Origin of the sequence: Xanthomonas sp. LMG 12462 (genome assembly GCF_009192885.1) — a bacterium.
Taxonomy (GTDB): Bacteria; Pseudomonadota; Gammaproteobacteria; order Xanthomonadales; family Xanthomonadaceae; genus Xanthomonas_A; species Xanthomonas_A sontii.
Genome location: NZ_NMPP01000109.1, coordinates 1 through 6982, shown reverse-complemented (window position 1 = coordinate 6982; position 6982 = coordinate 1). Strand labels below are relative to the sequence as shown.

Genomic DNA, 6982 nt, shown 5'->3' with positions numbered 1-6982 from the left:
AGCGCCTGGCCGACTACAAGCTGGTGCTGATCGACACCGCCGGCATGGGCCAGCGCGACCGCGCCCTGGCCGCCCAGCTGCACTGGCTGCGCGCCTCGCGCGTGGTCCGATCCTTGCTGGTCCTCCCCGCCAACGCCCATTTCTCCGACCTGGACGAGGTGGTGCGCCGGTTCGCCGGCGCCGACCCACAGGGGGTCATCCTGACCAAGTTGGACGAGACCGGGCGGTTCGGCAGTGCCTTGTCGGTGGTCGTGGACCACCGCCTCCCCATCACCTGGGTGACCGATGGACAGCGTGTGCCGGACGACCTGCACCGCGCCAACGCCGCCAGCCTGGTATTGCGCCTTGAAGATTTGCGGCGCGCTGCCGATAAGCCCTGTACTCCGGAGCAGACCCATGCCGTCGCGTGACTACGTCAATCTGACCAATGCCTTCCCCCTGTCGGCGACGCGCAGCGAACCGCTGGGTCCGGTGCGCACCATTGCCGTGACCGGCGGCAAGGGCGGCGTGGGCAAGACCAACATCTCGGTGAACCTGTCCATGGCGCTGGCCGACATGGGCAAGCGCACCCTGCTGCTGGACGCCGACCTGGGCCTGGCCAACGTCGACGTGCTGCTCGGGCTGACCCCCAAGTTCACCGTGGCCGACCTGGTCGCCGGGCGCTGCACCCTGGAAGAGGTGCTGATCGACATGCCCAACGGGCTCATGGTGGTGCCCGCTGCCTCCGGCCGCCGCTACATGGCCGAGCTGCCGCCGGCCCAGCACGTCGGCCTGGTCAACGTGTTCTCCGAGCTGCAGCGCGAGTTGGACGTGATGATCGTCGACACCGCCGCCGGCATCACCGACAGCGTGCTGACCTTCTGCCAGGCCGCGCAGGACGCGGTGGTGGTGGTCTGCGACGAGCCGGCCTCGATCACCGACGCCTACGCCCTGATCAAGGTCCTCTCGCGCGAGCGCGGCGTGGACCGGGTGCAGATCGTCGCCAACATGGTCCGCGACCTCAACGAAGGCCGCCTGCTGTACGACAAGCTCAGCCGGGTCTGCGAGAAGTTCCTCGGCGACGTGTCGCTGAACTACCTGGGCTGCGTGCCGCAGGACGACTGGCTGCGCCTGTCGGTGCAGCGCCAGCAGCCGGTGGTCAAGGCCTACCCGTCCAGCCCGTCGGCGCAGGCGATCTCCGAGATCGCCCGGCGCACCGCACGCTGGCAGGCGCCGACCGCCCCGCGCGGCAACGTCGAGTTCTTCGTCGAGCGCATCATCCAGCGCGGGGTGGCCGCATGAACGCCGCCGCCCACTACCGCGCCGTCCAGCGCAACAGCGCCAACGACTACATCGCCCAGCACTCGGACCTGGTCCGGCGCATCGCCCACCACCTGGCCGCGCGGCTGCCGGCCAGCGTCGAGATCGACGACCTGATCCAGGCCGGCATGATCGGCCTGATCGAGGCCTCGCGCAGCTACGACGCCGAACAGGGCGCCTCGTTCGAGACCTACGCCTCGATCCGCATCCGCGGCGCGATGATCGACGAGATCCGCCGCGGCGACTGGGTGCCGCGCTCGGTGCACCGCCGCGCCCGCGACGCCGCCTCGGCGATCCGCAAGATCGAACAGAGCACCGGCCGCGCCGCCGCCGCCAACGAAGTGGCCGCGGCGATGGACATGCCGCTTCCCGAATACCTGCGTTTGATGGAAGATGCCGCCCGCGGCCAGGTGCTGAGCCTGGAGTCGCGCATCGAGGACCATGGCGAGCTGGATACCATCGCCAAGGGCGGACCCAATCCGCAGCAGATGCTCGAGCGCAGCGAATTCGGCCGCGAGCTGGGCAAGGCCATCGCGCAGTTGCCCGAACGCGAGCAGTTGGTGCTGTCGCTGTACTACGAGCAGGAATTGAACCTCAAGGAAATCGGCGCGGTGCTCGGGGTCAGCGAGTCGCGCGTGTGTCAGATCCATGGCCAGGCCACGGTACGGTTGCGCGGACGCCTGAAGGCGTTCGAGGTCGCCGATGCCGGTCTGGAAGACGAAGAATAGGAACCCTTAGGAGTCAGTGGTGAACAAGAACATGCGGATTTTGATCGTGGACGATTTCTCGACGATGCGACGCATCGTCAAGAATCTGCTCGGCGATCTGGGCTTCACCAATACCGCCGAGGCCGAAGACGGCAACAGCGCCCTGGCCGCGCTGCGCTCGGCGCCGTTCGAGTTCGTGGTCACCGACTGGAACATGCCGGGCATGACCGGCATCGATCTGCTGCGCAACATCCGCGCCGACGACAAGCTCAAGCACCTGCCGGTACTGATGGTCACCGCCGAGGCCAAGCGCGAGCAGATCATCGAGGCCGCGCAGTGCGGCGTGAACGGCTACATCATCAAGCCGTTCACCGCGCAGACGCTGCAGGAGAAGCTGGGCAAGATCTTCGAACGCCTGGGAGCGACCGCCTAAATGGAAGCCACCGCCGAACGTACCGCCCTGATCGAACGCCTGCAAGGCGCGCTGGACGCGCTGGAGAACGGCGACGAGGCCGGCTGGCGCAGGGAGATCGACACCCTCGCCGCCTGGCGCACGCGGCCGATGATGCAGGGCCTGAGCCGGCTCGCGCGCGATCTGGGGCAGGCGCTCGGCGAACTGCCGGTGGTGCCCAGCGAGGCCGGCGAGCTGGACGACGCCTGCTCGCGCCTGGACCACGTGGTGGAGATGACCGAACAGGCCAGCCACCGCACCCTGGACCTGGCCGAGGAATGCCGTGCGCTGGCCGACCAGCTCGCCGCCGGCGGCCTCAGCGGCGACCAGAGCGAGATCCTCGACAAGATCCGCCACAACCTCACCGAAATGGCCCTGGCGCAGAGCTTCCAGGACCTGACCGGGCAGATCATCCGTCGCGTCGCCGGCATCGTGCGCCGCGTGCACGAAGGCTTCGGCGCGCTGGGTCTGCCGCCGAAGGAAGAAAACAAGAAGGCCGACGGCAGCCTGGCCGGCCCGGCCCTGCCCGGCCTGGACCGCCACGGCGTGTCGCAGCACGACGCCGACGACCTGCTCTCGGGCCTGGGACTGTAACGCTATGAGCGCCGTACCCGACGACATCGCTGCCGACTTCATCATCGAGGCCCAGGAGATCCTGGACCGGCTCGGCGAGCAGCTGGTGTCGCTGGAGCAGGCGCCCGAGGACAGCGGCCAGCTCAACGCCGTGTTCCGCGGCTTCCACACGCTCAAGGGCGGCGCCGGCTTCCTGGCGATCAACGCCATGGTCGAGCTGTGCCACGCGGCGGAGGAAACCCTGGGCATGGCCCGTGCCGGCCAGGCCACCCTGCAGGCGCGGCACTTCGACGCCGCGCAGCAGTCGCTGGACTACCTGCAGTCGATGCTCGATGCCTTCGGCAGCGGCCAGGAGCCGCCGCGCGCGCCGCCGGAGCTGATCGCGCAGTTCGACGCGCACGGCGACGACGCACCGGCGCCGGCACCCGCGAAGAGCGCCGCGCCGGCGCCCGCCGCCAAGGCGCCCGCGGCCGCCGCGGGCGATGCGGACCTGATCAGCGACGACGAATTCGAGGCGCTGCTGGACCAGTTGCACGGCGATGCGCCGCCGACGGCCACGCCGCAGGCGCTGCAGCCGGCGCCGCGTGCGCCCAGCGCCGCGCCCAAGGCCGCGGCCGCCCCGGCCAAGGCCGCCGAGCCCGAACACACCGTGCGCGTGGACACCAAGCGCCTGGACGCGATCGTCAACCTGATCGGCGAACTGGTGCTCTCGCGCAACCGCCTCAAGACCCTGCGCGTGCGCCTGCGCGACGAGGAGCTGGACCGCGCGGTCAGCAGCCTGGACATCGCCACCGCGCGCCTGCAGTCGGCGGTGATGCGTACGCGCATGCAGCCGGTGGGCAAGGTGTTCTCGCGCTTCCCCAAGGTGGCGCGCGACGTCGCCCGCTCGCTCAACAAGGAAGTGGAGCTGGAACTGATCGGCGCCGACACCGAGCTCGATCGCAACCTGGTTGAGGCGCTGGCCGATCCGCTGGTGCACCTGGTGCGCAACGCGATCGACCACGGCATCGAGGCCCCGGCGCTGCGCGAAGCCACCGGCAAGCCGCGCGGCGGCCACGTGCGCCTGTCGGCGCAGCAGGAAGGCGACTACGTCAGCATCGAGGTGCAGGACGACGGCGCCGGCATCGACCCGGAACGGCTGCGCGCCAAGGCCCGCGAGAAGGGCCTGATCGACCCCGAGGCCGCCGCCCGCCTGACCACCGAGGAATGCCTGCACCTGGTGTTCCTGCCCGGCTTCTCGACCAAATCCGAAGTCACCGACATCTCCGGCCGCGGCGTCGGCATGGACGTGGTGCAGTCGCGCATCCGCGAACTCAGCGGGCAGATCCAGATCCAGTCGGAACTGGGCCGCGGCAGCCGCTTCCTGATCCGCGTGCCGCTGACCCTGGCGATCCTGCCGACCCTGCTGGTGCAGGCCGGCGATACCGTCTACGCGCTACCGCTGGCGCGCGTGGTGGAAGTGCTGCACGCCCCGCGCCGCTCGCTGGGCTGGTTCGACGGCCGCGCCGTGCTCGACCGGCAGTCGCACACCCTGCCGCTGGTGGACCTGCGCCAGTGGCTCAACATCGACGCCCCGCAACTGCCGCTGCTCACCGTGGTGGTGCTGCAGGCCGGCGAATCGCGCATGGGCCTGGTCGTGGACCAGGTCCGCGGCCGCGAGGAAGTGGTGATCAAGCCGCTGCCGCGCTCGCTGCGCGGCCTGCCCGGCTACGCCGGCGCCACCCTCATCGGCGACGGCCGCCTGGCGCTGATCCTGGATGTGGATGGCTTGAAGGCCTGAAGGCCTGAAGGCCGGGATTGGGGAATGGGGATTGAGGAATCGCAGGAGCGGGTTCCCTGGCGCTTCGTTTTTCCCTGATTCTGCCGTAGAAGCGGCTTCAGCCGCGACGCGGTGAGGCTGGGATTCGGGAATCAGGATTCGGGAATCGCAACAGCAGCTCCCGTGTACCTCACCCCCAATGTGGGAGCGGCTTCAGCCGCGACGCGATAGAGCCGGGATGAGCGGTTGGCGTGCGCGCGCTTTTGCGATTCCCCAATCCCCATTCCCGAATCCCGGCTTCATCGATTCCCCATTCCCCATTCCCCATTCCCGGCCGCCAACCCATCAAGTCCCAAGCCCCCTGGCCGATACCTCCTGCATGGACAAGCTCAGTCTCATCGGCCTGCTGTTGGCGATTCTGTCGCTCATCGGCGGCAGCATCCTCAAGGGCGCCGGCATTTCGGCGCTGTGGTCGCCGGCTGCGTTCGTGATCGTGATCGTCGGCACCGTCGCCGCGATCCTGGTGCACACCCCGCCGTCTGTGTTCCGCCGTGCGTTCCAGATCGCCAAGTGGATCCTGTGGCCGCCGCCGAGCGATCGCCAGGCGTTGCTCAAGCAGATCGTGGAATGGAGCAACATCGCGCGCCGCCAGGGCCTGCTCGGGCTGGAGAACCAGGTGCCGCAGCAGCAGGATCCGTTCGTGCGCAAGGGCCTGCAGATGCTGGTGGACGGCGTGGAGCCGGAAGCGATCCGGCACATGCTGGAGATCGACCTGGAAGGCCAGGAACATTGCGACCTGGCCGCGGCCAAGGTGTTCGAGGGCATGGGCATCTACGCGCCCACCCTGGGCATCATCGGCGCGGTGCTGGGCCTGATCGCGGTGATGAAGAACCTGGCCGACCCGAGCAAGCTCGGCCACGGCATCGCCGCCGCGTTCACCGCCACCATCTACGGCATCGCCTCGGCCAACCTGCTGTTCCTGCCGATGGCCGCCAAGCTCAAGAGCGTGATCAAGCACAGCTGCGGCGAACGCGAAATGATCATCGAAGGGTTGATCGCCATCGCCCAGGGCGAGAACCCGCGCAACATCGAATCGAAACTGGCCGGATTCTTGCATTGAGTTCCGAATGGCCCGCAAGCACTCCCACGACGAGCACGCCAACCACGAGGCATGGGCCATCCCCTATGCCGACCTGATGACGTTGCTGCTCGCCTTCTTCGTGGTGATGTACGCGCTGTCCACGATCAACGAAGCCAAGTACCGGGTCATGGCCGACGCGATGAGCGCCGCGTTCGGCGGCACCCCGACGACCCTGCGTCCGGTGCAGGTCGGCGACCACGCGCTGCAGGGCCAGGGCGGCGAGCGGCCGACCCCGATCAAGTCCAGCCCGGCGCTGACCCTGCCCGATCCCAACCGCCTGCCCTCGGGCAACGCGCAGCGCGGCGACGACCTGCGCGACGCGCAGCAGCTGCGACGCGCGCAGCGCCAGCTCGACAGCATCGCCGATCGCCTCGGCGCCGCGCTGGCGCCGCTGATCCAGAAGAAGCTGATCACCGTGCGCCGCGCCGGGCTGTGGATCGAAGTGGAGATCAACAGCGACATCCTGTTCGGCTCCGGCTCGGCCGCGCTCGACCAGAGCGCGCGCGCCACCCTGTCCGAACTGGCGCAGGTGCTGTCCGGCGTGCCCAACGGGGTGCGCGTGGAGGGCTACACCGACAACACCCCGATCGCCACCGCGCAGTTCCCCTCGAACTGGGAACTGTCGGCGGCGCGCGCGGCCAGCGTGGTCCACCTGTTCGCCGACCAGGGCCTGCAGCCCTCGCGGCTGTCGATGATCGGCTACGGCCAGTTCCGCCCGCGCGCCAGCAACGACACGCCGGCAGGCCGCAACGCCAACCGCCGCGTGGTGCTGGTGATCCTGGCCGACTCCGGCGACAGCGGCGATGCGACGCCGTCGGCCTCCGATCGTTTGAGCGCCGGCGCCGCGCCGGCCACCCCGACACCCCCCGCCGCGGCGGTTGGCGTTGCGGCCTGCCGGCGTGTCGTTGCTGGCGCGCGGGGGGAACTGGCCGTAGCCGATCATCGACAGCCGCGAGGGCTGCAGGCCCTGGTCGGCGAACAGGTGGACCACGCTGGCCGCGCGCGCCGCCGACAGTTCCCCGGTCGGGGGGAACTGGGCGGTGGCGGTCGGG

6 protein-coding genes and 3 pseudogenes are annotated in these 6982 nt (G+C 69.5%); 8 read left to right on the top strand and 1 reads right to left on the bottom strand.

All coding sequences use genetic code 11. The annotated features are described in order from the left end of the window. From CEK69_RS20490 to motD, 8 genes and pseudogenes are all read left to right on the top strand, one after another. Nucleotides 1-410, top strand: a pseudogene (locus CEK69_RS20490) (flagellar biosynthesis protein FlhF); the annotation flags it as partial. Then, nucleotides 397-1281 (top strand): P-loop NTPase, encoded by an 885-nt coding sequence (locus CEK69_RS20485; protein WP_010341540.1) that lies wholly within the window; start codon nucleotides 397-399, stop codon nucleotides 1279-1281. The pseudogene CEK69_RS20490 and the gene CEK69_RS20485, both read left to right, overlap by 14 nt. Beyond that, the gene (locus CEK69_RS20480; protein WP_017908923.1) at nucleotides 1278-2027 is read left to right on the top strand and encodes an RNA polymerase sigma factor FliA; all 750 of its coding nucleotides are present in this window, start codon (nucleotides 1278-1280) and stop codon (nucleotides 2025-2027) included. Before CEK69_RS20485 ends, CEK69_RS20480 begins: the two co-directional genes overlap by 4 nt. A 19-nt stretch (nucleotides 2028-2046) precedes the next feature. Next, nucleotides 2047-2439, top strand: a complete 393-nt coding sequence (cheY, locus tag CEK69_RS20475) for a chemotaxis response regulator CheY (RefSeq protein WP_010341542.1) — start codon at nucleotides 2047-2049, stop codon at nucleotides 2437-2439. Next, a complete protein-coding gene (locus CEK69_RS20470) occupies nucleotides 2440-3051 on the top strand; it encodes a protein phosphatase CheZ (protein ID WP_010341543.1) in 612 nt (203 codons plus the stop codon). 4 nt (nucleotides 3052-3055) lie between these two features. Next, nucleotides 3056-4810 carry a chemotaxis protein CheA gene (locus tag CEK69_RS20465; RefSeq protein ID WP_152247636.1) on the top strand — a complete coding sequence of 585 codons (1755 nt, stop codon included), beginning with the start codon at nucleotides 3056-3058 and terminating at the stop codon, nucleotides 4808-4810. Between the two features lie 358 nt (nucleotides 4811-5168). Continuing rightward, the gene (locus tag CEK69_RS20460) at nucleotides 5169-5909 is read left to right on the top strand and encodes a flagellar motor protein (protein WP_010341770.1); all 741 of its coding nucleotides are present in this window, start codon (nucleotides 5169-5171) and stop codon (nucleotides 5907-5909) included. Nucleotides 5910-5916: 7 nt separating this feature from the next. Then, a pseudogene (motD, locus tag CEK69_RS20455) lies at nucleotides 5917-6720 on the top strand (flagellar motor protein MotD); the annotation flags it as partial. Here the strand turns inward: motD and CEK69_RS21375 are convergent. Next, a pseudogene (locus CEK69_RS21375) lies at nucleotides 6630-6982 on the bottom strand (OmpA family protein); the annotation flags it as partial. The pseudogenes motD and CEK69_RS21375 sit on opposite strands and share 91 nt — an antisense overlap.